This window comes from Paracoccus luteus, from assembly GCF_004522155.1.
Lineage (GTDB): Bacteria > Pseudomonadota > Alphaproteobacteria > Rhodobacterales > Rhodobacteraceae > Paracoccus > Paracoccus luteus.
Genome location: NZ_SDEA01000003.1, coordinates 202,621 through 225,150 on the forward strand (window position 1 = coordinate 202,621; position 22,530 = coordinate 225,150).

General features: G+C 70.5%; 21 protein-coding genes and 1 tRNA gene. 10 read left to right on the plus strand and 12 right to left on the minus strand.

The features are described from left to right. The first annotated feature begins 119 nt into the window (after nt 1–119). The 3 genes from argJ to EPA64_RS16885 all read left to right on the plus strand — a co-directional run bounded on the left by argJ (nt 120) and on the right by EPA64_RS16885 (nt 2,026). Complete coding sequence (gene argJ / locus EPA64_RS05905; protein WP_134725494.1) at nt 120–1,352, plus strand: bifunctional glutamate N-acetyltransferase/amino-acid acetyltransferase ArgJ; 1,233 nt, start codon at nt 120–122, stop codon at nt 1,350–1,352. Further along, nucleotides 1,349–1,747, plus strand: a complete 399-nt coding sequence (locus EPA64_RS05910) for a (deoxy)nucleoside triphosphate pyrophosphohydrolase (RefSeq protein WP_134725312.1) — start codon at nt 1,349–1,351, stop codon at nt 1,745–1,747. Before argJ ends, EPA64_RS05910 begins: the two co-directional genes overlap by 4 nt. Before the next feature lie 150 nt (nt 1,748–1,897). Continuing rightward, the gene (locus EPA64_RS16885) at nt 1,898–2,026 is read left to right on the plus strand and encodes a hypothetical protein (protein ID WP_281278545.1); all 129 of its coding nucleotides are present in this window, start codon (nt 1,898–1,900) and stop codon (nt 2,024–2,026) included. 597 nt (nt 2,027–2,623) lie between these two features. Here EPA64_RS16885 and infB read toward each other — a convergent pair. From infB to EPA64_RS05945, 7 genes are all read right to left on the minus strand, one after another. Beyond that, entirely contained in the window at nt 2,624–5,170 is a 2,547-nt protein-coding gene (infB, locus tag EPA64_RS05915) for a translation initiation factor IF-2 (protein WP_134725313.1), read from the minus strand. Beyond that, nucleotides 5,160–5,795: an RNA-binding protein gene (locus EPA64_RS05920; protein WP_134725314.1), complete on the minus strand. Its 636-nt coding sequence runs from the start codon at nt 5,793–5,795 to the stop codon at nt 5,160–5,162. Before EPA64_RS05920 ends, infB begins: the two co-directional genes overlap by 11 nt. 16 nt (nt 5,796–5,811) lie before the next feature. Continuing rightward, on the minus strand, nt 5,812–7,500 hold the full coding sequence (nusA, locus tag EPA64_RS05925) for a transcription termination factor NusA (RefSeq protein WP_134725315.1): 1,689 nt from the start codon (nt 7,498–7,500) through the stop codon (nt 5,812–5,814). A gap of 3 nt (nt 7,501–7,503) precedes the next feature. After that, entirely contained in the window at nt 7,504–8,154 is a 651-nt protein-coding gene (gene rimP / locus EPA64_RS05930; RefSeq protein ID WP_134725316.1) for a ribosome maturation factor RimP, read from the minus strand. Between the two features lie 399 nt (nt 8,155–8,553). Next, the gene (locus EPA64_RS05935) at nt 8,554–10,038 is read right to left on the minus strand and encodes an AI-2E family transporter (protein WP_134725317.1); all 1,485 of its coding nucleotides are present in this window, start codon (nt 10,036–10,038) and stop codon (nt 8,554–8,556) included. Between the two features lie 338 nt (nt 10,039–10,376). Continuing rightward, nucleotides 10,377–11,609 (minus strand): saccharopine dehydrogenase family protein, encoded by a 1,233-nt coding sequence (locus EPA64_RS05940; RefSeq protein WP_134725318.1) that lies wholly within the window; start codon nt 11,607–11,609, stop codon nt 10,377–10,379. Between the two features lie 23 nt (nt 11,610–11,632). Then, complete coding sequence (locus EPA64_RS05945) at nt 11,633–12,733, minus strand: carboxynorspermidine decarboxylase (RefSeq protein WP_134725319.1); 1,101 nt, start codon at nt 12,731–12,733, stop codon at nt 11,633–11,635. A gap of 192 nt (nt 12,734–12,925) precedes the next feature. Here EPA64_RS05945 and grxC point away from each other — a divergent pair, with 192 nt between their 5' ends. Genes grxC through EPA64_RS05960 form a run of 3 tightly spaced genes read left to right on the plus strand, consistent with a single transcriptional unit; the run spans nt 12,926 to nt 14,474 of the window. Next, complete coding sequence (grxC, locus tag EPA64_RS05950) at nt 12,926–13,186, plus strand: glutaredoxin 3 (protein ID WP_134725320.1); 261 nt, start codon at nt 12,926–12,928, stop codon at nt 13,184–13,186. A 2-nt stretch (nt 13,187–13,188) separates the two neighbouring features. Further along, the gene (locus EPA64_RS05955; protein WP_134725495.1) at nt 13,189–14,028 is read left to right on the plus strand and encodes a carbon-nitrogen hydrolase family protein; all 840 of its coding nucleotides are present in this window, start codon (nt 13,189–13,191) and stop codon (nt 14,026–14,028) included. After that, entirely contained in the window at nt 14,025–14,474 is a 450-nt protein-coding gene (locus EPA64_RS05960) for a MarR family winged helix-turn-helix transcriptional regulator (RefSeq protein WP_134725321.1), read from the plus strand. The genes EPA64_RS05955 and EPA64_RS05960 overlap by 4 nt, the downstream gene beginning before the upstream one ends. 3 nt (nt 14,475–14,477) lie before the next feature. On the opposite strand, the gene ubiG is transcribed toward EPA64_RS05960, so the two are convergent. Then, complete coding sequence (ubiG, locus tag EPA64_RS05965) at nt 14,478–15,218, minus strand: bifunctional 2-polyprenyl-6-hydroxyphenol methylase/3-demethylubiquinol 3-O-methyltransferase UbiG (protein ID WP_134725322.1); 741 nt, start codon at nt 15,216–15,218, stop codon at nt 14,478–14,480. A 110-nt stretch (nt 15,219–15,328) separates the two neighbouring features. Between ubiG and pip the strand changes: the two genes are divergently transcribed. Then, on the plus strand, nt 15,329–16,282 hold the full coding sequence (pip, locus tag EPA64_RS05970; protein ID WP_134725496.1) for a prolyl aminopeptidase: 954 nt from the start codon (nt 15,329–15,331) through the stop codon (nt 16,280–16,282). Between the two features lie 134 nt (nt 16,283–16,416). Then, a complete protein-coding gene (locus tag EPA64_RS05975; protein ID WP_134725323.1) occupies nt 16,417–16,863 on the plus strand; it encodes a YaiI/YqxD family protein in 447 nt (148 codons plus the stop codon). Between the two features lie 195 nt (nt 16,864–17,058). Here EPA64_RS05975 and EPA64_RS05980 read toward each other — a convergent pair. Continuing rightward, nucleotides 17,059–17,135: transfer RNA gene (locus EPA64_RS05980), tRNA-Arg, on the minus strand. A 94-nt stretch (nt 17,136–17,229) separates the two neighbouring features. Here EPA64_RS05980 and EPA64_RS05985 point away from each other — a divergent pair. Further along, on the plus strand, nt 17,230–18,252 hold the full coding sequence (locus tag EPA64_RS05985) for a LacI family DNA-binding transcriptional regulator (RefSeq protein ID WP_134725324.1): 1,023 nt from the start codon (nt 17,230–17,232) through the stop codon (nt 18,250–18,252). A gap of 457 nt (nt 18,253–18,709) precedes the next feature. On the opposite strand, the gene EPA64_RS05990 is transcribed toward EPA64_RS05985, so the two are convergent. The 3 genes from EPA64_RS05990 to EPA64_RS06000 form a co-directional block, all read right to left on the minus strand. After that, complete coding sequence (locus EPA64_RS05990; protein WP_134725325.1) at nt 18,710–19,048, minus strand: hypothetical protein; 339 nt, start codon at nt 19,046–19,048, stop codon at nt 18,710–18,712. Beyond that, a complete protein-coding gene (locus tag EPA64_RS05995) occupies nt 19,045–20,022 on the minus strand; it encodes a DnaJ C-terminal domain-containing protein (RefSeq protein ID WP_134725326.1) in 978 nt (325 codons plus the stop codon). The genes EPA64_RS05990 and EPA64_RS05995 overlap by 4 nt, the downstream gene beginning before the upstream one ends. A 95-nt stretch (nt 20,023–20,117) precedes the next feature. Beyond that, nucleotides 20,118–21,266: an ROK family transcriptional regulator gene (locus tag EPA64_RS06000; RefSeq protein WP_134725327.1), complete on the minus strand. Its 1,149-nt coding sequence runs from the start codon at nt 21,264–21,266 to the stop codon at nt 20,118–20,120. A gap of 139 nt (nt 21,267–21,405) precedes the next feature. Between EPA64_RS06000 and EPA64_RS06005 the strand changes: the two genes are divergently transcribed. Further along, nucleotides 21,406–22,428 carry a sugar ABC transporter substrate-binding protein gene (locus EPA64_RS06005; RefSeq protein WP_134725328.1) on the plus strand — a complete coding sequence of 341 codons (1,023 nt, stop codon included), beginning with the start codon at nt 21,406–21,408 and terminating at the stop codon, nt 22,426–22,428. Nucleotides 22,429–22,530 lie beyond the last annotated feature (102 nt).

Genomic DNA, 22,530 nt, shown 5'->3' on the forward strand with positions numbered 1-22,530 from the left:
GGACCGGCAAGGCGGGGTCCGATGCCGCCCCTGCACCCGTCTCTGCACCCGCCGCCGCTGCATCCGCCGCAGCTGCACCAGCCCCTGCACCCGCACAGCCCGCCGCGAAACGCTTTGCCGTGTCGCCGCTGGCGCCCGCGGCCTTTCCCGACCTGCCCGCCATCGACGGGGTCGAGTTCGCCGCTGGCGCCGCCGGGATCAAGTATCAGGGCCGCACCGACGTGATGCTGGTCCGGCTGGCGCCGGGCACCGCCATCGCGGGCGCGTTCACGCGCTCGTCCACCCGCGCCGCCTGCATCCTCGACTGCCAGGACAAGCTGGCGGGCACGCCGGACAGCGCGGCGGGGGCGGCCATCGTCGTCAACTCGGGCAACGCCAACGCCTTTACCGGGGCCGAGGGCCAGCGCGGCGTCGATGCGGTGACGGGCGCGGTCGCCAAGGCGCTGGGGGTGCCGGCCGGCCGGGTGTTCTCGTCCTCGACCGGGGTCATCGGCGAGCCGCTGCCGGCCGAGCGCATCGTGGCCATCGTGGACGATCTGCGCGCCGGGCTGGACGCGGGCGGCATCGCCGACGCGGCCCGCGCCATCATGACGACCGACACCTTCCCCAAGGGATCGGCGGCCGAGATCGCGGGCGACGGCGGCCCGATCCGCATCGCGGGCATCGCCAAGGGGTCGGGGATGATCGCGCCCGACATGGCGACGATGCTGGTCTATATCTTCACCGACGCGTCCGTCGCGCCCAAGCTGCTGCAGCGGATGCTGCGCAAGCACATGGACGCCACGTTCAACGCCATCACCGTGGACAGCGACACATCCACCAGCGACGCGCTGATCTTGGCGGCGACGGGGAAATCGGCGGCCGCGCCGATCACCGACATGCGCGGCAAGGTCGCCCGCGACTTTCAGGCGGCGCTGGGGCGGGTGATGCTGGACCTGGCCCAGCAGGTCGTCCGCGACGGCGAGGGCGCGACCAAGTTCGTCGAGGTGGCGGTGACGGGCGCCGCCAGCACCGGCGACGCGCGAAAGGTGGCGCTGTCGATCGCCAACAGCCCGCTGGTCAAGACCGCGCTGGCGGGCGAGGACGCCAACTGGGGCCGGGTCGTGGCGGCGGTCGGCAAGTCGGGCGCGCAGGCCGACCGCGACCGCCTGGCGATCCGCTTTGGCGACATGGTGCTGGCCGAGAACGGCTGGCGCGCCCCCGGCTATGACGAGGGGGCGGCCAGCGCCTATATGAAACGCCCCGAGCTGGTGATCGGCGTCGATCTGGGGCTGGGCGACGGCCGCGCGACCGTGTGGACCTGCGACCTGACCCATCGGTATATCGACATCAACGCCGATTACCGGTCGTGAAACTGCTGCTGGTCGCGGCGGTCGCGCTGATCGACGCGGACGGGCGGGTGCTGCTGGCGCAGCGTCCGCCCGGCAAGCCGCTGGCGGGGCTGTGGGAGTTTCCCGGCGGCAAGGTAGACGCGGGCGAAACGCCCGAGGCCGCCCTGATCCGCGAGCTGGACGAAGAGCTGGGCATCCAGACCTGGAACAGCTGCCTGGCGCCGCTGACCTTCGCCAGCCACGCCTATGAGGATTTCCACCTGCTGATGCCGCTGTTCGCCTGCCGCCGCTGGCAGGGCACGCCGCACGGGCGCGAGGGGCAGGCGCTGGCCTGGGCGCGGGCGGGCGAGCTGACCCGCTATCCGATGCCGCCCGCGGACCTGCCGCTGATCCCGATTCTGCGCGACTGGCTGTGACCATGCGACTTTCGGACGCTGTGACGGATTTGCGTCAACTTTCAGCAATCGCGCATGGTTCCGCGTCATTCATGGTCTACTAAACTTTTGTCATGTATAACTTGACCTATCCCTGCGGCGGGTGCCTGCAGGCGCAAGGAGGGTCGCGAGTTGATTCGCACGATTACGGTCGGCAGCTGCATTTCGGTCCAGGGCATGTTCGAACGCGACTTGGGCGATGGTCAAATCGCCGTGCGCGTCGGCGACCAGACCTATGTCGGCAAGCCGGTAAAACGCTGACGCCAACACAGCGGCGTTGATCGCCTGGCGTCCCGACCGGGGCGCCTTTTTTATGCCCCGCTGTCACGCGGACAGGCTTTCCCCCATGCCGCGCGCGGTGGTCGTATCCGCCTGACCGGACCTGCCTGGGCCGGACCGATCAACCCTTGTGATGGCGTCCCGACCGGGGCGCCCTTTTTTTGCCCCTGCGCCACGCGGGCACGCTTCCCGGCGATGCCGCGCGCGGTGGTCGCATCCGCCTGACCGGACCCGCCAGGGGCCGGACCGATCATCCCTTGCGATGGCGCATCGACGGGGCGCGCCCCTGCGTCACGCGGACACTTCCCCCTGCCGCGCGCGGTGGTCGCGTCCGCCTGACCGGACCCGCCCGGCCCGGACCGATCATCCCTTGCGATGGCGTCCCGACCGGGGCGCCTTTTTTATGCCCCGCTGTCACGCGGACAGGCTTTCCCCCATGCCGCGCGCGGTGGTCGTGTCCGCCTGACCGGACCCGTCGACCTGCCCGATCCCGCATGGTGCCGCCTCAAGCCACGCGCATCCCCGCAGACGCAAAAGGCCGCCCTTTCGGGCGGCCCTTGCATTCGCTGGCGGGGAAAATCACAGCTGGCGCTGCACTTCCTCGCGCTCGAAGATTTCGATGACGTCGCCCTTGCGGATGTCGTCGTAATTCTCGAACGCCATGCCGCATTCCTGGCCCGACTGGACTTCCTTGACCTCGTCCTTGAACCTTTTCAACGTCTTCAGCGTGCCTTCGTGGATCACCACGTTGTCGCGCAGCAGGCGCACGCCCGCCGACCGGCGCGCCACGCCCTCGGTCACCAGACAGCCCGCAACGTTGCCGACGCCGGTGACGCGGAAGACCTCGCGGATCTCGGCATAGCCGATGAAGTTCTCGCGCACCTCGGCCGACAGCAGCCCGCTGGCCGCCGCCTTGATGTCGTCCACCAGGTCATAGATGATCGCGTAATAGCGGATCTCGACCCCCTTCTGGTTCGCGGCGTTGCGCGCCGGCGCGTTGGCGCGGACGTTGAAGCCGATGACGGGCGCCCCGCTTGCCTCGGCCAGGCCGATGTCGCTTTCGGTGATCGCGCCGACGCCGGAATGCAGGACGCGGACCCGCACCTCGTCGTTGCCGACCTTTTCCAGCGCCTGGACGATCGCCTCGGCCGAACCCTGCACGTCGGCCTTGACCACCACCGGCAGCTCGGCGACCGATTCGTCGGCTTTCGCCTTGGCCATCAGTTCCTGCAGCGTGGTGGCGGCGCCGGCGGCGGCGCGCTTGTCCTTGGCGGCGGTGATCCGGTAATCCGCGATCTCGCGGGCCTGCGCCTCGGTCTCGACCACGTTCAGCACGTCGCCCGCCTCGGGGGTGCCGTTCAGGCCCAGCACCTCGACCGGGACGGACGGCGCGGCCCGGGACACGCGTTCGCCCTTGTCGTCGATCAGCGCGCGGACCTTGCCCCACTGTTCGCCCACGACAAAGATGTCGCCCTGCTTCAGCGTGCCGTTCTGGACCAGAACCGTGGCGACCGGGCCGCGGCCGACGTCCAGCTTGGCCTCGATCACGGCGCCAAGGGCGGCGCGGGTCGGGTTGGCCTTCAGCTCCAGGATTTCCGCCTGCAGCGCGATGGCCTCCAGCAGCTCGTCGATGCCCTGGCCGGTCGCGGCCGAAACCTCGACGTCCTGCACGTCGCCCGACATCGCCTCGACGACGACCTCGTGCTGCAGCAGGTCGGTGCGGACCTTCTGGGGGTTGGCGGTGGGCTTGTCGATCTTGTTGATCGCCACGATCATCGGGACGCCCGCGGCCTTGGCGTGGTTGATCGCCTCGACCGTCTGCGGCATCACCGCGTCGTCGGCGGCCACGACCAGCACCACGATGTCGGTCACGTTGGCCCCCCGCGCCCGCATGGACGTGAAGGCGGCGTGGCCGGGCGTGTCCAGGAAGGTCAGCAGCGAGCCGCTTTCCGTCGTCACCTGATAGGCGCCGATGTGCTGGGTGATGCCGCCGGCCTCGCCCGACACGACGTTCGCCTGCCGGATGCGGTCCAAGAGCGAGGTCTTGCCGTGGTCGACGTGGCCCATGATCGTGATGATCGGCGGGCGCGACTGCAGATCCTCGTCGCGGTCATCGACGGTGTCGATCACCTGTTCGACGTCCGAATAGCTGACGCGGACAGTCTTGTGGCCGAACTCCTCGATCACCAGCTCGGCGGTGTCGGCGTCGATGGCCTGGTTGGCCGTGACCATCATGCCCATCTTCATCAGGGACTTGATGACCTCGGTCACGCGCTCGGCCATGCGGTTGGCCAGCTCGCCCACCATGATGGTTTCGGGCAGCTGGACGTCGCGCACCTGCTTTTCGGCGCGATGCGCCTGGCCCATCGCCTTGGCGCGGGCCTTTTCCTGCTTGCGCTTCATGGCCGCAAGGCTGCGGACGCGGCCGCCGTCGCCCGACAGCGCCTGGGTCAGCGACAGCCGCCCGGTGCGGCGGTTGTCGTCGGCCTTGGCCTTGGCCTTGGCGTCGCTGTCGCCGCCGGTGTCGCGGCGGTCGCGGTCGGTCCGGCGCGGCGCCGAGGCCACGCCCTTGGTCTCGGCGCGCGCGGCCGCGGCCTCGGCGGTGGCGCGGTCGGTGGACGCGGGCTGCCCCGGCTTGGCGGTGACCTCGGCCTTTTTCTGGGCGCGCAGCGCCTCTTCGCGCAGCTTGCGGGCGTCTTCCTCGGCCTTGGCCTTCAGCGCCTCTTCGCGTTCGCGCTCCTCGCGCTCCTTCGCCTCGATCTCGGCGCGGCGGCGGTCGCGTTCCTCCTCGCGGGCCTTTTCCTCGGCGGCGCGGCGGGCGTTGTCCTCGGCCTCGCGCGACTTGGCGGCGGCCAGCGCCTTCAGGCGGCGTTCCATCTCGGCCTCGGTGATCCCGGCCGGGCGCTTCGAGGGGTCGGAGGCGACCGCGGCGGGCGAGTTGGGACGCGGCGGAACCGCGCCAGCGGCACCCGCGGCACCCGGCTTGGGCACCACGACGCGCTTGCGCTTGGTCTCGACCACCACGTTATGCGTGCGCCCGTGGCTGAAGCTCTGCTTCACCTGTCCCGAACGGCCGGTTCCGCCGCCGCCCAGACCCAGGGGTTTCTTTCCGTCTTTATCGCTCATCCGCTCTCGAATCCTTCTCGGCAGCCAAACTGCCGTCATGCCCGCGCAGACCGTTCAGTCTGCTGGCGTCCCTGATCACCTTGTCGGTCAGGCCCCCACGCGCGAGCGCGCTGTGTATGACATGATCGCGCCCGAATGCCAAACCCATTTCGGACGCCGTGAGGCATCCGAACCAGCGGCCGCCGGGCGGCGTCCACAACTTGCCCTTGCCACGGTCCGAACCGTCGCTGGCCTGCAGCAAGACCTTTGCCTTGCCCGCGGCCAGCCAATCCTTGACCTTCTCGAATCCGGCGACGGCATCGCCGGCCTTGCGTGCCAGCGACACCAGTTCGACCACGCGGCGGGCCAGTCCCGCCTCGATTGCGTCCACCAGATCCGGCTCTGCCTTTACTTGGGCCTTCGCGCCGCGGGAAAACAGACCCTTGGCGACAGCTTTTTCCAGCGACGCGCGGTCGCTGGCCACCCAGAAGCCGCGGCCGGGCAGTTTTTCGGCCAGATCGGGCACCACCATGCCGTCGGCGCCGGCGACGAAACGGATCAGCCCATGCTTGGGCTGAACCGTGCCGGTGACGATGCACCGCCGTTCCGGCGTCTCGCGATCCTTGGTCCGTCCCCCGCGCGTCAAGCGGCGATCCGGGGCGTTACACCCCGGCCTCCGGGGTTGCGCCCTCGGCTTCGTCCTCGGCCTCGCCGTCGGCGGCGGGGTGCAGCTCGTCGGGATCGACCCAGCCCAGCATCACGCGGGCGGTCATCACCATGTCCTGCGCCTGTTCCAGATCGATGCCGAAGGGTTCCAGCAAACCGTCGTCCTTGACCCGCTGGCCGTCCTGGGTGGTCCAGCCGCCGGCCAGTTCCCAGTCGGCGCAGGTGGCGAAATCCTCCAGCGTCTTGACGCCGTCCTTGGCCAGCGCCTCGACCATCTGGGGGGTCAGCCCCTCGAACGCGATCAGGCTGTCCTCGGCGCCCAGTTCGCGGGCGGCCTCCAGCGCGCGGCGGTTCGCGGCCTCCAGGTGGTCGCGGGCGCGGGCCTGCAATTCCTCGGCCGTGCCCTCGTCCACGCCGTCGATGGACAAAAGTTCGTCCAGTTCGACGTAAGCCACCTCTTCCAGGTTGGTGAAGCCTTCGGCGACCAGCAGCTGGGCGAAGAACTCGTCCAGGTCCAGCGCCTCCATGAACAGCTGGGTGCGGGTGTTGAACTCGGCCTGACGGCGCTTGGACTCCTCCTCCTCGGTCAGGATGTCGATGTCCAGCCCGGTCAGCTGCGACGCCAGCCGCACGTTCTGGCCGCGGCGGCCGATGGCGAGGCTCAGCTGTTCCTCGGGGACCACGACCTCGATCCGGGTGGCGTCGGGATCGACGACGACCTTGGCGACCTCGGCCGGTTGCAGCGCGTTCACCAGGAACGTCGCCTGATCCTCGGACCACGGGATGATATCGATCTTTTCGCCCTGCAGCTCGCCCACCACGGCCTGCACGCGGCTGCCGCGCATGCCGACGCAGGCGCCCACCGGGTCGATCGAGTTGTCATAGCTGATCACCGCGATCTTGGCGCGCGAACCGGGATCGCGGGCCACGGCCTTGATCTCGATGACGCCGTCATAGATTTCCGGCACCTCCATCTTGAACAGCTCGGCCATGAACTGCGGATCGGTGCGCGACAGGAAGATCTGCGGGCCGCGCGTCTCGCGGCGCACGTCCTTGACATAGGCGCGGATGCGGTCGTTCGGGCGATAGCTTTCGCGGCCGATCTTTTCGTTGCGGCGCAGGATCGCCTCGCCGCGGCCCACGTCGACGATGATGTTGCCGTATTCCTCGCGCTTGACGACGCCGTTGATGATCGTCCCGGCGCGGTCCTTGAACTCTTCATACTGCTGGTCGCGCTCGGCCTCGCGGACGCGCTGCAGGATGACCTGCTTGGCCGACTGCGCGGCGATGCGGCCCAGCTCGACCGGGGGCACCTGCTCCTCGAACACGTCGCCGACCTGCGGGGCGCCTGCGAAATCGCCGAGCGCCGCGCCCTCGCGCAGCCAGCGCGACTGGCCCTTGCCGGCCGCGAAATAGGGGCGCGCGTCGGCGGCGCTGAACTGCGCCTGATAGTTTTCCACCGCGTCATCCTCGACCACGGTGCGGACGCGGGTGAACCGCGCGTTGCCGGTCTTGCGGTCGATGCTGACCCGGATGTCCATCTCCGCGCCATAGCGCGACTTGGCCGCACGGGCGAGGCTGTCCTCCATCGCCTCGATCACCAGACCGGGGTCGATCATCTTTTCCCGCGCCACCGCCTCGGCGGTCTGCAGCAGTTCAAGCTGGTTGGCAGAGGTGATCGCCATCACTCACTCCTTGTCGTCGGCGTCGTCGCCGGGCTGTTCGGTTTCGATCTCGTCAAAGGCGCTTTCGTCCAGGTCGGCGGCCATGCCGTCGCCGATCCCCGCGCCCGCCTCGGCCCCCGGCGGCAGGGTGCCCGCCTCTTTGCGTTCGCGCAGCATCAGCGCGATCAGCTCGTCCGTCAGCACCAGCTTGGCGTCGGAAAGCCAGTCAAAGTTCAGGCCGATGGTGTGGGTCTCGCCCCGGTCCTCGATGTTCAGCAGCACCTCGTCGCCCTCGACGCCTGCCAGAACGCCCTTGAAGCGCTTGCGCCCGTCGATGGGCTGGTTCGTCTCGACCCGCGCCTCATAGCCCTCGAACGTGGCAAAGTCCTTCAGCCGGGTCAGCGGCCGGTCGATGCCGGGGCTGCTGACCTCCAGGTGGAAGGCGTCCTCCAGCGGATCCTCGACGTCCAGCGTGGCGCTGACGGCGGTCGAAATGTCGGCGCAGTCGTCCACGTTGATGCCGCCCTCGGGGCGGTCGGCCATGATCTGCAGCGTGGCGGTGCGGCCGCCCTGCAGGCGCAGGCGCACCAGTTCAAAGCCCAGATCCTCGATCACCGGCTGGATGATCTCGGCCAGGCGCCGGTCGATGGCGGTCTTGGCGATGAGGTCGGTCATGTTCCGATCCCTGAAATGAAAAACGGGCCGTCTGGGCGGCCCGTGCGGATGCGTCCGGTGGGCAGGGTTTGGACGCCTGCGCCGCTGTCGAGGGGGATATAGCGAAGCACGGGGCGCGATGCAAGGGGGATGCGGGCGGGGCTGGGTTGTGGCGGCGGCGTGGGGGGCTGCGGGGAATGGTGCGTGTGAACACGCACCCTACGTTGCTTAACGGTGTAGGGTGCGTGTTCACACGCACCGCCCAAGCGGGGCGCGGCAACGTTGGGTGCATGTGAACACGCACCCAACAAGGTCGCGGCAACCGCGCGGGTGCTTGCCTTGCACGCACCGCCCACGGGGGCCTCGGCACAACGGCGCGGGATGGGTGCCTTGCGCGCGCCCCCCCTCGCTCCCCCTGCGCTATCCCGCCTCGCCGCCCGCCCGTGCCGCGCTGCCCGGCGTGCGGTCGGCGTCGCGCGGGATCAGGTCGGATTCCGGCGCAAGCTCGTGGGTGGCGACGGCGGCCTCCTCCATCGTGTCGGCCTTTTCGCCCTCGTCCACGATCTCGCGGGCCTCGTCCTCGTCCTCGTCCTCCAGCTCGGGCGGGTCTTCGCCGGCCAGGAAGTTGCCGAACTTTTCCAGCCCCGGGATGTGGTCGGCCAGCACCCGCAGCACGACCAGCGTGGGGACCGCCACGACCATGCCCAGGATCGACCACAGCCACGCCCACAGGGCGACGGTCAGGAACACGACGACTTCGTTCAGTTGCAACCGGCGCGAGACGAAATAGGGCGTCACGAACTGCCCCTCGACCGCGGTCAGGCCCAGAAAGGTCAGCCCGACCATGATCGGAGACCACAGATCGTCGAACACCAGCAGCGCGACCACGGCCGACACGACGGTGCCCAGGATCGCCCCGATATAGGGGATATAGTTCAGCACGAACCCCGCGACGCCGAACAGGATCGGGCTGGGCATCCCCCAGGCCCACATCGCCAGCCCGATGGCAAGGCCAAGGCCCAGGTTGACCATCGTGATCGCGCCCAGATAGGTGCCCAGCCGGTCCTCGATCTCGCGCAGCGCCAGATAGGCGGCGCGCTTTTCCTTCATCGTCTCGAAGCTTTGCACGATCTTGAGATACAGCAGGTCGCCCGCGCTGAGCATGAAGAACAGCAGGACCAGCGTAAAGATGATCTGCCCGGCGATGTCCGGCCCCATCGTCAGCGCCTGCTGCAGGGTGGACGGGCCGTCGCTGCTGTCCACCTCGACCCGGATGTCCTGGGTCGTCGTCACCGGGGCGGCGCCGCCGGGGGCCGTCGTGGTCGTCATCGTCGCCGTCGCCGCCGCGCCGCCGGGGGCGGCCACCGTGGTGGTCTGCGCGTCGCCGTCGGTCGCGGTCTGCACCGCGACGTTGCCCGGCGCGCCGCCGGGCGGGACGGGGGCCGCGCCCGGCGCGGGTTCCTCGGGGGCGGCGCCACCCGACGAGATCTCGTCCAGCTTGGCGGCGGCCTCCTCGATCCCGCGAAAGCTTTCGCGGATGGTCTGGAAGCGGTCTTCCAGCCGGGCGCCGATGGTGTCGCTGTTGGCCATCAGCGTGCCGACCGGCCCCGACACCAGATAGCCCAGCACCGCGATGCCCAGCACCAGCCCCACGACCACGATTCCGGCCGTGACCGACGCGCCGATGCCCCGGCGCGACATGAACCGGCGGAACGGCACGAAGACGAAGAACAGCAGGAACGCCAGCGTGACCGGCATCAGGAAGCTGCGCGCCTCGGCGATGAAGCCGAACCCCAGGATCAGGAAGATGCCGATGACCGGCCAGCGGGGAAAGGCGGGGCGTTCGCCCTCGGGCCGGGAGGGACGCGGGAACCGGTGGCTGGTGACGAAATCGCGCGGCGGCATGGTTCCTCCGGTGGGCTGGGCGAGGCCCGAACCCGCCGCCCGCCCCGCAGGTTCCGCAGGCAGGGGCAGGACGATGCGGCAGGTCGCGCGGTGGTGGCATTGGCCGGCGGCGGGACGCCCTCGGCGCCGACGTTCCCGTGGGCTGAGGGCGCGGGGGCCGCTCGCTGGCACAGCGCGCCGGGACGTCCGCTGCCGGGCGCGCCGGGGCCGCTCGTTCGCGCGGCAGGCGGGGCCGTTCTCCAGTGGGCGCGCGAGGCCGTTCTCTTGCTGGCCGGCCGTCCCCTTCCGGGCGCGCCCCGCCCCCGCCCGCGCCTATCCCCGGCCGCGCGGCCCTCTGGTCAGATCGCGTGGTCGCCGGTCGCGTCGATGACGCGGGTGGGCAGGCCCATGCGGCCCAGCAGGTCAAGGAACGGGCGCGCGGGCAGATCCTCGACGTTGACCATGCGTTTGACGTCCCAGTCGCCGCGCGCGATCAGGATCGCGGCCGCCACCGGGGGCACGCCGGCGGTATAGCTGATGCCCTGCGAGCCGACCTCCTCGAAGGCGTCCTTGTGGTCGGCGACGTTGTAGATGAACACCTCGCCCGGCTGGCCGTCGCGGGTGCCCTTGACCAGATCGCCGATGCAGGTCTTGCCGGTATAGTCGGGCGCAAGGCTGGACGGGTCGGGCAGCACCGCCTTGACCACTTTCAGCGGCACGACCGTCTGCCCTTCGGCGGTGGTGACCGGCTGTTCGGACAGCAGGCCCAGGTTCTTCAGCACGGTGAAGACGTTGATGTAGTGCGCGCCGAATCCCATCCAGAACCGCACGTCCGCGTCCTTGTAGCGGGCGGACAGGCTGTGGACCTCGTCATGGCCCGACAGATACGCCGTCTGCCTGCCGACGACGGGCAGATCCCATTCGCGGCCGACCTCGAACATCTCGTTCTCGCGCCACTCGCCGCCCTGCCAGCTGTAAACCGTGCCGGTGAACTCGCGGAAGTTGATCTCGGGGTCGAAGTTGGTGGCGAACCAGCGGCCGTGGTTGCCCGCGTTGATGTCCACGATGTCGATGGATTCGATGGTGTCGAAATACTCGTCCTCGGCCAGCCGGGCATAGGCGTTGACGACACCGGGATCGAAGCCCGCGCCGAGGATGGCGGTCACGCCCGCCGCCGCGCAGGCCTCGCGCCGCTGCCATTCATAGTTGCCATACCACGGCGGCGTCTCGCAGATCTTGGCCGGATCCTCGTGGATGGCGGTGTCGATATAGGCCGCGCCCGTGTCGATGCAGCCCTGCAGGACCGTCATGTTGATGAAGGCGGAGCCCACGTTGATGACGATCCGTGCGTCGGTGCGCCGGATCAGCGCGGCCACGGCGTCCGCGTCCATCGCGTCCAGCGGATGGGTGGTGATGGTGCGCCCGTGCGCCGTGCCCTTGTCGCGGATCGTGCCGACGATGGCGTCGGCCCTGGACTGCGTGCGGTTGGCGATGTGGATGTCACCGAACTCGTCGGCCCATTGCGCGACCTTGTGCGCGGCGACCTGCGCCACGCCGCCGGCGCCGATGATGAGGACGTTGGGTTTTGCCACCGCAGCGGTCTCCTTTCGCGGGTTCAGGACAGCGAGTCCCGGTAGTCGTCGTAGCCGAACGAGCGGACGGTCGTGATGGTGCCGTCCAGTTCGCGGATGCAGATCGCGGGCATCGCGACGCCGTTGAACCAGTTCTTCTTGACCATCGTGTAACCGGCCGCGTCCTCTACGCTGATGCGGTCGCCGACCTTCAGCGGCCGGGGAAAGCGCGCGTCGCCGAAGATGTCGCCCGCAAGGCAGGACTTGCCCGCGATCTGGTATTCATGCGCGCCGTCCTGCGGCAGCTTGGCGTCCTCGCGATAGATCAGCAGGTCCAGCATGTGCGCCTCGATGCTGCTGTCCACGACGGCGACCTCCTTGCCGTTGTTCAGGATGTCCAGCACCGTCAGTTCCAGCGTCGTGGTGCCGGTGATGCTGGCCTCGCCGGGTTCCAGATAGACCTGCACGCCGAAGCGGTCGGAAAACGCGCGCAGCCGGTCGGCGAGGTCGTCCAGCGGATAGCCCTCGCCGGTGAAATGGATGCCGCCGCCAAGGCTGACCCAATCCAGCTTTTCCAGAAAACCGCCGAACTCGGATTCGATCCGGTCGAGTTGGACCGAAAACAGGTCAAAGTCGCGGTTCTCGCAGTTGTAATGGATCATCACGCCCGAGATGCGGTCCAGCGCCTGTTCCAGCCGCGCCATGTCCCATTCGCCCAGGCGCGAGAACTTGCGCGCCGGGTCCGCAAGGTCAAAGCCCGAGGTCGAGAACCGCGGGTTCAACCGCAGCCCGCGGGCGATGCCCGACGCGCGATCCGCAAAGCGGTCAAGCTGGCCGAGGCTGTTGAAGATGATCTTGTCGGCGTAACCCACCGCCTCGTCGATCTCGTGGTCGGCCCAGGCGACGGAATAGGCGTGCGTCTCGCCCCCGAACTTTTCGCGTCCCAGACGCAATTCGTTCAGGCTGGACGAGGTGGTGCCGTCCATCGACTGCGCCATCTGCCCGAACACGCCCCAGGTCGCAAAGCATTTCAGCGCCAGCAGCGTCCTTGCGCCCGACCGTTCACGCAGGCGTTCCATCTTGGCCATGTTGGCGGCCAAAGCCGCGCGGTCGATCAGATAGAACGGCGTCTGCGGCGTGGTCATGGGTAAACCCCGGTTCTGAAAGGCAAGCCCGCGATATAGGGCCGCCCCCCCGCAGTGACAAGCGGATCGGGCGGGGCCGCGGCGGAACGACCGCCCCCGCGGCGCGTTCGCCCCGGACCATCCACACGCATGACTGGCGATGGCCGCGCGCCGCACCTAGATAGATGCCGAATGCACGTTACGGAGATGCCGATGACCGCCCGTGTCGAGGTCTATGCGACCCAAAGCTGCCCTTATTGCCACACCGCGCGCGGCCTGTTGGCGCGCAAGGGGGTGGAGTATGAGTTGATCGACGTGGGCCGCGACCCGTCGCGCCGGGCCGAGATGACCCAGCGCGCGATGGGGCGCCGCACGGTGCCCCAGATCTTCATCGACGGCCAGCCCGTGGGCGGGTCGGACGACATCCACGCGCTGGACCGCGCGGGCAAGCTGGACGCGCTGCTGGGGCTGTGACGATCCGCGCCGCACTGGTCCAGCTGTCGGTGGGCGACGATCCCGCCGCGAACCTTTCCGTCACGCGCGGGATGGTCGCCGACGCCGCAGCCCAGGGCGCGACGCTGGTCCTGACGCCCGAGGTCACGAACCTGCTGACCCCCGACCGCGCGCGACAGGCGGCCCTGCTGCACCGCGAGGGAGACGACCCGACGCTGGCCGCCCTGCGCGCGGATGCCGCGCGTCTGGGCGTCTGGCTGTCCATCGGGTCGCTGTCGCTGCTGTCGGACGACCCGGCCGAGCCGCGCTTCGCCAACCGCAGCTTTCTGGTCGCGCCGGATGGCAGCATCGCCGCGCGCTATGACAAGATCCACATGTTCGACGTGACCATCTCGGACACGGAAAGCTATCGCGAAAGCGCGGCGTTCCGGCCCGGCGGCCGCGCGGTGCTGGCGGACGGCCCGGCGCGGATCGGGATGACGGTCTGCTATGATGTGCGGTTCCCGCATCTCTATCGGCGGCTGGCGCAGGCGGGGGCGCAGGTCCTGACCGTGCCCGCCGCCTTCAACGACACCACGGGGGCCGCGCACTGGACCGTGCTGCTGCGCGCCCGCGCGATCGAGACGGGGTGCTTCGTGCTGGCCGCCGCGCAATGCGGCACCCATCCCGCGCCCGATTCGCCGGGCGCGCGGCCCCGCCGCAGCCACGGTCATTCGCTGGCCGTCGCCCCCTGGGGCGAGGTGCTGGCCGACGGCGGCACCGACCCCGGCGTGACCGTCGTGGACCTTGACCTTTCGCAGGTGGACCGCGCCCGCGCCCGCGTCCCGGCCTGGTCCCTCGACACCGGTTTCACCGGACCATGAGCGACGACCACGGCGCCGAGCGTCTTGCCGCCAGCCTGTTCGCCGAGGTGCTGATTTCCGAACAGCTGGCCCGCAACATGGTGACGCGGGCGCTGCCCAAGGGGATGCAGCTGTCGCATTTCTCGGTCCTGAACCTGCTGGCGCATCTGAACGAGGAGCGCACCCCGGCCCAGCTTGCCGCCGCCTTTCACGTCAACCGCAGCGCGATGACGAACACCCTGTCGCGGCTGAAATGGAACGGCCAGGTCCATATCCGCCCCGACTGGGACGACGCGCGGCGCAAGTTCGTGTCGATCAGCCCGGCGGGGCGGGCGGCGCGCGACGCGGCGCTGGCGTCGTTCCTGCCCCGCATCGCGGACGTGGTGCGCGACCTCGATCCCGCGCAGGTCCGCGCCGCCCTGCCCGTGCTGCGCCGCCTGCGCGAACGGCTTGAGGAAGAGGGCTGAACCCTAGCGCCGCAGCCCCGTCACCGCATAGTTCACCGCCAGATCGTCCCTGGACAGCGACCAAGACCAGCGCAGCGGGTTGAACACCATGCCGGTGCGGTCAACGACCGTGACGCCCGCCGCCTCGGCCATCGCGGCCAGATCGTCGGGGCGGATGAAGCGGCGCCAGTCGTGGGTGCCGCGGGGCAGCCAGCGCATGACCCATTCCGCGCCGACGATGGCGGCGGCAAAGCTTTGCGGCGTGCGGTTCAGCGTTGACAGCACCAGCATGCCGCCGGGGCGCAACAGACGCGCGCAGGTGGCCACGAACTCGGCCGGGTCGGCCACATGCTCCACGATCTCCAGCGCCAGCACGACGTCGAAGGTCGCGCCCTCGTCGGCCAAGGCCTCGGCGGTGGTGGCGCGATAGTCGATGGACAGGCCCGACTGCTCGGCATGCAGCCGCGCCACGGCGATGTTTTCCTCGGCCGCGTCGGCGCCCGTCACCGCCGCGCCCAGCCGCGCCATCGGTTCCGCCACCAGCCCGCCGCCGCAGCCGATGTCCAGCAGCCGCAACCCCGCCAGCGGGCGCAGGCTGCGGCGGTCGCGCCCGAACTCGGCCGCGATCTGCGACAGGATGTAATCCAGCCGGACCGGGTTCATCATGTGCAGCGGCTTGAACTTGCCCTGCACGTCCCACCATTCGGCGGCCATCGCCTGGAACTTGGCGACCTCGGCCGGGTCGATGCTGGTTGCTCGGGTCATCGCGCGCTCCGGTTCCTTGGCCCGTCTGGTGACGGGCGGGCAAAGCGGTGTATAACCGGGGCATGGACCGGGTGGCAGGGCAAAACGCGGACGCGACGTCGCAGGGGCGGATGGCCGGTTCCGGCACGGCGCGGCTGTTCCCGCCGATCGAGCCGTTCGACCGCCGCATCATCGACCGCGGCGACGGCCACATGATCTATGCCGAGCAATGCGGCAACCCCGACGGCCGGCCCGTTATCGTGCTGCACGGCGGTCCGGGCGGCGGCTGCAGCCCGGTGATGCGCCGGTTCTTCGACCCCGGCCACTGGCGCGTCGTGCTGTTCGACCAGCGCGGCTGCGGGCGGTCCACGCCACACGCCAGCGTTCAGGCGAACACCACCGCCCATCTGATCGGCGACATCGACGCGATCCGCGCCGCGATGGACCTGCCCCCCGCCGTGCTGTTCGGCGGCAGCTGGGGCGCGACGCTGGCGCTGGCCTGCGCGCAGGCCCGCCCTGACGCCGTGACCGCGCTGGTGCTGCGCGGGGTGTTCCTGGGCCGGCGGTCGGAACTGGACTGGTTCTATGGCGGCGGCGCGGGGCGGTTCTGGCCGGATCTGTGGGCGCGGTTCCAGGCGCCGATCCCGCCCGAGGAACGCGGCGACCTGATCGCCGCCTATCACCGCCGGCTGTTTTCCGGCGACCGGGCCGAGGAAACCCGCTTTGCCCTGTCGTGGATGGCGTGGGAAAACGCGCTGGCGGGGCTGGACAGCGGCGCGGGCGGCCACGCGCCGCCCGATTACGCGCACGCCTTCTCGCGGCTGGAAAACCACTATTTCGCCAACGCCTGCTTTCTGGACGAAGGGCAGCTGCTGCGCGACCGCCACCGGATCGAGCATATCCCCGCCGTCATCGTGCAAGGCCGCTATGACATGGTCTGCCCCCCGATCAGCGCGCACGAGCTGGCGCAGGGCTGGGCGCGCAGCGACCTGCGCATCGTCCCCGCATCCGGCCACGCGCTGAGCGAGCCGCGCATCGCGTCCGAACTGGTGCGCGTGATGCAGACGATGGCCGGGATCGACTGACGGGATCGGTGCCCCGGCGCCGCGCCGGCGCAGGCCGCGCGCGAGGGGCGGGCGGCGGATCAAGCACCGGTTGACGTGCATCGGCCCTGCCGCGATAGCGGCGCGACAGCACCTTTCCCGGAGGACGTTGATCGATGGCGATCTATGTGGATGCGGACGCCTGCCCCGTGAAAGCCGAGGTCGAGCGGGTGGCCACGCGGCACGCGCTGCGGGTGCTGATCGTCTCGAACGGCGGGATCAGGCCATCGCAGAACCCGCTCGTCCAGACGGTCATCGTGCCGGAGGGCCCCGATGAGGCCGACAAGTGGATCGCCGACCGCGTCGGTCCCGGCGACATCGTGATCACCGGCGACATCCCTCTGGCCGCGCGATGCGTCGAGGCCCGCGCGCAGGTTCTAAAGCACGACGGCACGGCGCTGACGCCCGAGAACATCGGCAACATCCTTGCGACCCGCGACCTGCTGGCCGACCTGCGCGCCGCCGATCCGTTCCGGCAGGGGGGCGGGCGCAGCTTTGCCAAGGCAGATCGGTCGCGCTTCCTTGACGCGCTTGAGCGAGCCGTCCGGCGCAGTTCCGGCTGACCGCATGGCTGTTGCGCGCCGCCGGGTTGCTGCGCGACCATGCAAGAATCAGGGCCGTCAATGCGGTGTGCGATCGGACGCGCTGAACGTGTCCCGGTGCACAGACCCAAGGACGCCGCTCAACCCGGTCGGCCGCCGGGTTGCGCACGAAAACGCCGGGACGTGCACGGCTGCGCCGTATCTGCAAGATGCCGGTGGTGACCCCGGAGGGACTTGAACCCCCAACCTGCCCCTTAGGAGGGGGCTGCTCTATCCAGTTGAGCCACGAGGTCGCCGCGCCCTTTCTGCCCCCGCGCGGCGCGCTTGGCAAGGTTGCGGGCGGGGCTGTCATGCGCTAACGCGGGACATCCCGCATCGGTTGTATCCATGAACCCGAACCGCCCCCGCCGCCCCTTGACGCTGCGCGACGTGTCGCTGGCCTCCGGCGTCAGCGAGATGACGGTCAGCCGCGTGCTGCGCAACCGGGGCGACGTGTCGCCGGCGACGCGCGAAAAGGTGCAGACGGCGGCGCGGGCGCTGGGGTATGTGCCCAATAAGATCGCCGGCGGGCTGGCCAGCCAGCGCGTCAACCTGGTCGCGGTGGTGATCCCGTCGCTGTCGAACCTGGTCTTTCCCGAGGTGCTGGGCGGCATCTCGGCGGAACTGGACGACACCGGGCTGCAACCCGTGATCGGCGTCACCCACTATGGCCCCGCGCGCGAAGAGGCGGTGCTGTACGACATGCTCAGCTGGCGGCCGTCGGGGGTGATCCTCGCCGGGCTGGAACATTCGCGGGCCTCGCGCGCGATGCTTGAGGCCGCGGGCATCCCGGTGGTCGAGATCATGGACATCGACGGCGACCCGATCGACACCGCCGTCGGCATCAGCCACGACCGCGCCGGGGTCGAGATGGCGGGCCACATCCTGTCCGCAGGCTATCGCCGCATCGGTTTCATCGGCACCCACATGCCCGAGGATCATCGCGCCCGCAAACGCCTGGCCGGGTTCGAGCGGGCGCTGAACGCCGCCGGCGTGCCGCTGGCCGCGCGCGAATATTACCAGGGCGGGTCGTCGCTGGGAAAGGGGCGCGAGCTGACGGAACGCATCCTAGCGCGCGAGCCGGATCTGGATTTCCTGTATTTCTCGAACGACCTGATCGGGGCGGGCGGGCTGATCTGGGCGCGCGAGCAGGGCATCGACATTCCCGGCCGGCTGGGGCTGGCGGGGTTCAACGGGGTTGACCTGCTGGACGGCCTGCCGATCCGCCTGGCCACCACCGACGCCCGCCGGCTGGAAATCGGCCGCCGCGCCGCCCGCATCGTGGCGGGCAAGGACGCCCGCCCCGACGGCGGCGTGATCGCGCTGGCCCCCACGTTCCTGCCCGGCGACACGATCCGCGTTGCGGGATAGCGGCCGCCGAGGGGAGCGGGGCCGCGGCTTTGCGGAGAAGTGGCGCGGGCCGCGCGGCTGCCGCGTCCTTGCAGGACGGTGGCAAGGGCCAAGCCCCGTGTCGCGGCCGCGCCGCCGCTGGCGCGGACCAAGGCTCGTGTTCCGGCCGCTCGGCCGCGCAGACGCGGCCAAGCCCCGTGTCCCGCCGCGCGGCCACTACAGGCGCAGCGTTGACCCGCGTCAGCCCCGCACGTCACCCGCGTCCTGGTGATGGCCCCGCGCATGCGGCGCAGGTTTCGGGCCGTCACACTCTTGCAGGGCGGCGGCGCGGGCCAAGGCCCGTGCGCCGGCCGGGCGGCGGGAAGGCGCGGTCCCTTCCCCAGTCAGCCCCGACAGCGTCGTCCTCGCCGTGGTGATGATCTCGCGCGCAACCCCGTGTCGCCGCCGCGCTGTCGCTGGCGCAGCCACTGCCCCCGCGTCAGCGCCGCAGCGTCACCCGCGTCGTGGTGATGATCTCGCGCAGGCGGGCGCGGGTTTCGGGCGGCTCGGCGGCGACGGCGGACAGCATGGCGCGCATCTCGCCGCGCAGGCCGTGGACCTGGTCGATCAGCGACAGCACCAGCGCCAGCGCCTCGGCGTCCAAGGCATAGGCGTCCTCGAGTTCCAGCGCCAGGGTCAGGCGGGCCTCGTCGATGGGGCGGAACCGGGGGCCGTCGGGCGACTGGACGGGGCGCACGATGCCCGCGGCCGTCAGCGCGTCCAGCGCCGGGCCGGTCAGGCCGGGCAGCGCCGCCAGCAGCTCGTCCCGGCCGATCATGGCCTGCCCCCCCGCGGCGTGGCGCGCGGGTCATAGGCGTGGCCCTCGCGCCAGCGTTCCATGAAGGACGCCAGTTCGTCGTCCACCCGCGCCGGCATGACGATCCGCAGCTCGACGTGCTGGTCGCCGCGGGTGCCGCCGGACCCCGCCAGCCCGCGCCCGCGCAGCCGCAGCTTTTGCCCGCTGGACGCGCCGCGCGGCACGGTCAGCTTGACGGGGCCGTCCAGGGTCTGCGCCTCGACCTTGGCGCCCAGGACAGCCTCGTCGATGGTGATCGGCAGGGTGGTCAGGATGTCGTCGCCCTCGCGCCGCCAGTCGGGGTCGTCGGCGACCGTGACCGCCAGCAGCGCATCGCCCGGCCCGCCCCCGCCCATGCCGGGGCCGCCCTTGCCGCGCAGGCGGATGGTCTGGCCGTCGCGGGTGCCGGCGGGGATCTGGACGTCCAGCGAATGGCCGTCGGGCAGGGTGATGCGCGTCGTGCCGCCGCGCGCCGCGGTCAGGAAATCCACCTCGAGCGTATAGCGGTGGTCCTGCCCGCGCATGTCGAAGCTGCGCGCGCCCTGCGCGCCGCCAAAGCCGCCGCCGCCGAAACCGCCGGCGCGGCCGCGGCGCGGCCCGCCCTGCCCGCCGCCCTGCCCGTCCCCGAACAGATCGGCGAACACGTCCGAGAAATCGCCGTAATTCGCCTCGGTCCGGTAGGGGTTGCCCGCGCCTTCGGAAAAGTCGCGGTAATAGCGGCGCTGCGGGCGTTCCTGGCCCTGGGCGTCGATCTCGCCCCGGTCGAAACGGGCGCGCTGGTCGGCGTCCTTCAGCAAATCATAGGCCGCCGACGCCGCCTTGAAGCGGTCATGCGCGGCGGGATCGTCGTTCAGGTCGGGGTGGTCGGTCTTGGCGATGCGCCGATAGGCCTTCTTGATCTCGGCCTCGGACGCGGTCTTTGCGACGCCCAGCGCGGCATACGGATCATCGGCCATCGTCAACCCCTTGTTCGTCGCGGGCAAAACGCCCCTGCCGCCCGCTGGTTTCCCATACCGCCGCCGGGGCCGCCGCGCCAGACCGGGGTTTGCCCTCAGCGCGCGCCCAGCCGCGCGTCCGCCAGCGTGCCGCCGGGCAGGAACTGCGCGCGCAGCGGCAGGGCGGCCGCGCCCATCGCGCGGGCCGCGCGCCCGACCGTGCCGCAGGCGACGCGCGGCACCGCGATCCCGGCCGAGGGCAGCCGGTCCAGCGCCTGCGCCGTCGCCGCGGCCAGCCGGTCGCGCAAGGCGGCGGGCATCGCCCCGTCGATCACCACCAGCCCAAGGTCCGCGACCGCGACCCCGGCCAGCGCCGCCTGCGCCAGCGCGTCCGCCGCATCAGCGATCCAGTCGGCGGCGACCGCGTCGGGGATCGCCCAGGCCCCATCGTCCGCCGGCAGCACCGCGCCCATGCGGCGTTCCAGCGCGGCCACGGCGGCGTGGTCCAGCACCTGCCCGCCCGCCTGCACGCCCCCGCCACGCACGGGCAGGGATCCGATGGCCGCCGCGTTCCCGGTCGGCCCGGTCCGCAGCTGCCCGTCCAGCACGATGCCGCCGCCCGCGAAATGGGCGACATACAGATACAGGAAATCGCGCGGCAGCGGCGCGCCGGTGCCGAACAGCAGTTCCGCCGCGCAGGCGCAGGTGGCGTCGTTTTCCAGCCAGACCGGCATGTCCAGCGCCGCCGCCAGATCGCCGCGCAGGTCGCGGTCGCGCCAGCCCTGCATGTCCGGGCCCCAGTCCCACAGGCTGAACGGGATGCCGACGCCCAGTCCCGCCAGCCGCTCGCGCAGGGGCGCTGGCAGCGGGTCCAGCATCCGCGCCGCGCTGTCGCGGGCGAACGCCATGACCGCGTCGGGGTCGGGGTGGTCGTGGTCGCGCAGGCAGCGCGCGCGCACCCCGCCTGCGAAATCCATCAGCACCGCCTCGGCCCGGCGGCGCCCGACCTTGAGGCCGAGGAACAGCGCCCCCCCCGCGGCCAACGCCAGCGGCGTGCGGGGCTGGCCGACCTGCCCGCGCATCGGCTCTCCGGGGTCGAGATAGCCCGCGTCGATCAGCGCGCGGGTGATCGTGCCGACCGACTGCGCCGAAAGCCCGGTCGCCTGCGCCAGCGCCGCGCGCGACAGCGGGCCGCCCCGGCGCACCGCCGAAAGGATCAGCCGCTCGTGGTGGTTGCGCAAACCGCCCGGCGTCGATGCCCGCATCGCCTTTCCCCCCGCTGAACCCTGCCCCGATTAATCAGGATGACTGATTTATTGACAAGCCCGGTTCTTTCGGTGTCCGCTGATCCCGGATCGGCCGGGGAAAAGGGGCCGACTCGGATTTCCAGGGGAGAGAGACCGCATGACCAGGACGCAACTGATCCGGGCCGCGCTTGCGACCACGGCACTGACCTTTGGCGCCGGCGCCGCGATGGCCGCCGACAGCGCCTGCCTGATCACCAAGACCGACATCAACCCGTTCTTCGTCAAGATGAAGGAAGGTGCGGCCGCGAAGGCGCAGGAACTGGGGATGGAGCTGATGACCTATGCCGGCAAGGTGGACGGCGACCACGAAAGCCAGCAGCAGGCGATGGAAAGCTGCATCGCGGCGGGCGTCAAGGGCATCATGATCACCGCGTCCGACACCAAGGCGATCACCGAATCGGTCCGGCAGGCGCGGGACGCGGGCATCCTGGTCATCGCGCTGGACACGCCGCTGGAACCCGTCGACGCCGCCGACGCAACCTTTGCCACCGACAACTATGAGGCCGGGCGCCTGATCGGCGCATGGGCGAAAGGCAAGCTGGGCGACGCCGCCGCGAACGCCAAAATCGCCATGCTGGACCTGAACGAAAGCGCGCCGTCCGTGGACGTGATGCGCGACCAGGGCTTTCTGGACGGCTTCGGCGTGGACGTGAAGGACAAGACCCGCATCGGGGACGAGGAAGACCCCCGCGTCGTGGGCCACGAATCGACCTCGGGGAACGAGGAAGGCGGGCGCAGCGCGATGGAGGCGTTGCTGCAGAAAGACCCCGCGATCAACGTCGTCTATACGATCAACGAACCGGCGGCCGCCGGCGCCTATGAGGCGCTGAAGTCGTTCGGCAAGGAAAACGACGTGCTGATCGTGTCGGTGGACGGCGGCTGTCCGGGCGTGGAAAACGTCAAGGACGGCGTGATCGGCGCCACCTCGCAGCAATATCCGCTGCTGATGGCGTCCCAGGGGATCGAGGCGATCGCCGCCTTTGCCAAGGACGGCACAAAGCCGCAGGCGTCCCAGGGGCTAGATTTCACCAACACCGGCGTCAACCTTGTCACCGACCAGCCGGTGGACGGCGTGGCGTCGATCAGCGTGGCGGATGGCACGGCGCAGTGCTGGGGCTGACGGGCTGACCGCGCAAGCCGCGCGCCAAAGGGGGGGCGGCCCCGCGCCGCTCCCCTGCCCGCCGACCCCCGCCCGCAGTTCCCCTGCCCGCCGACCCCGCCC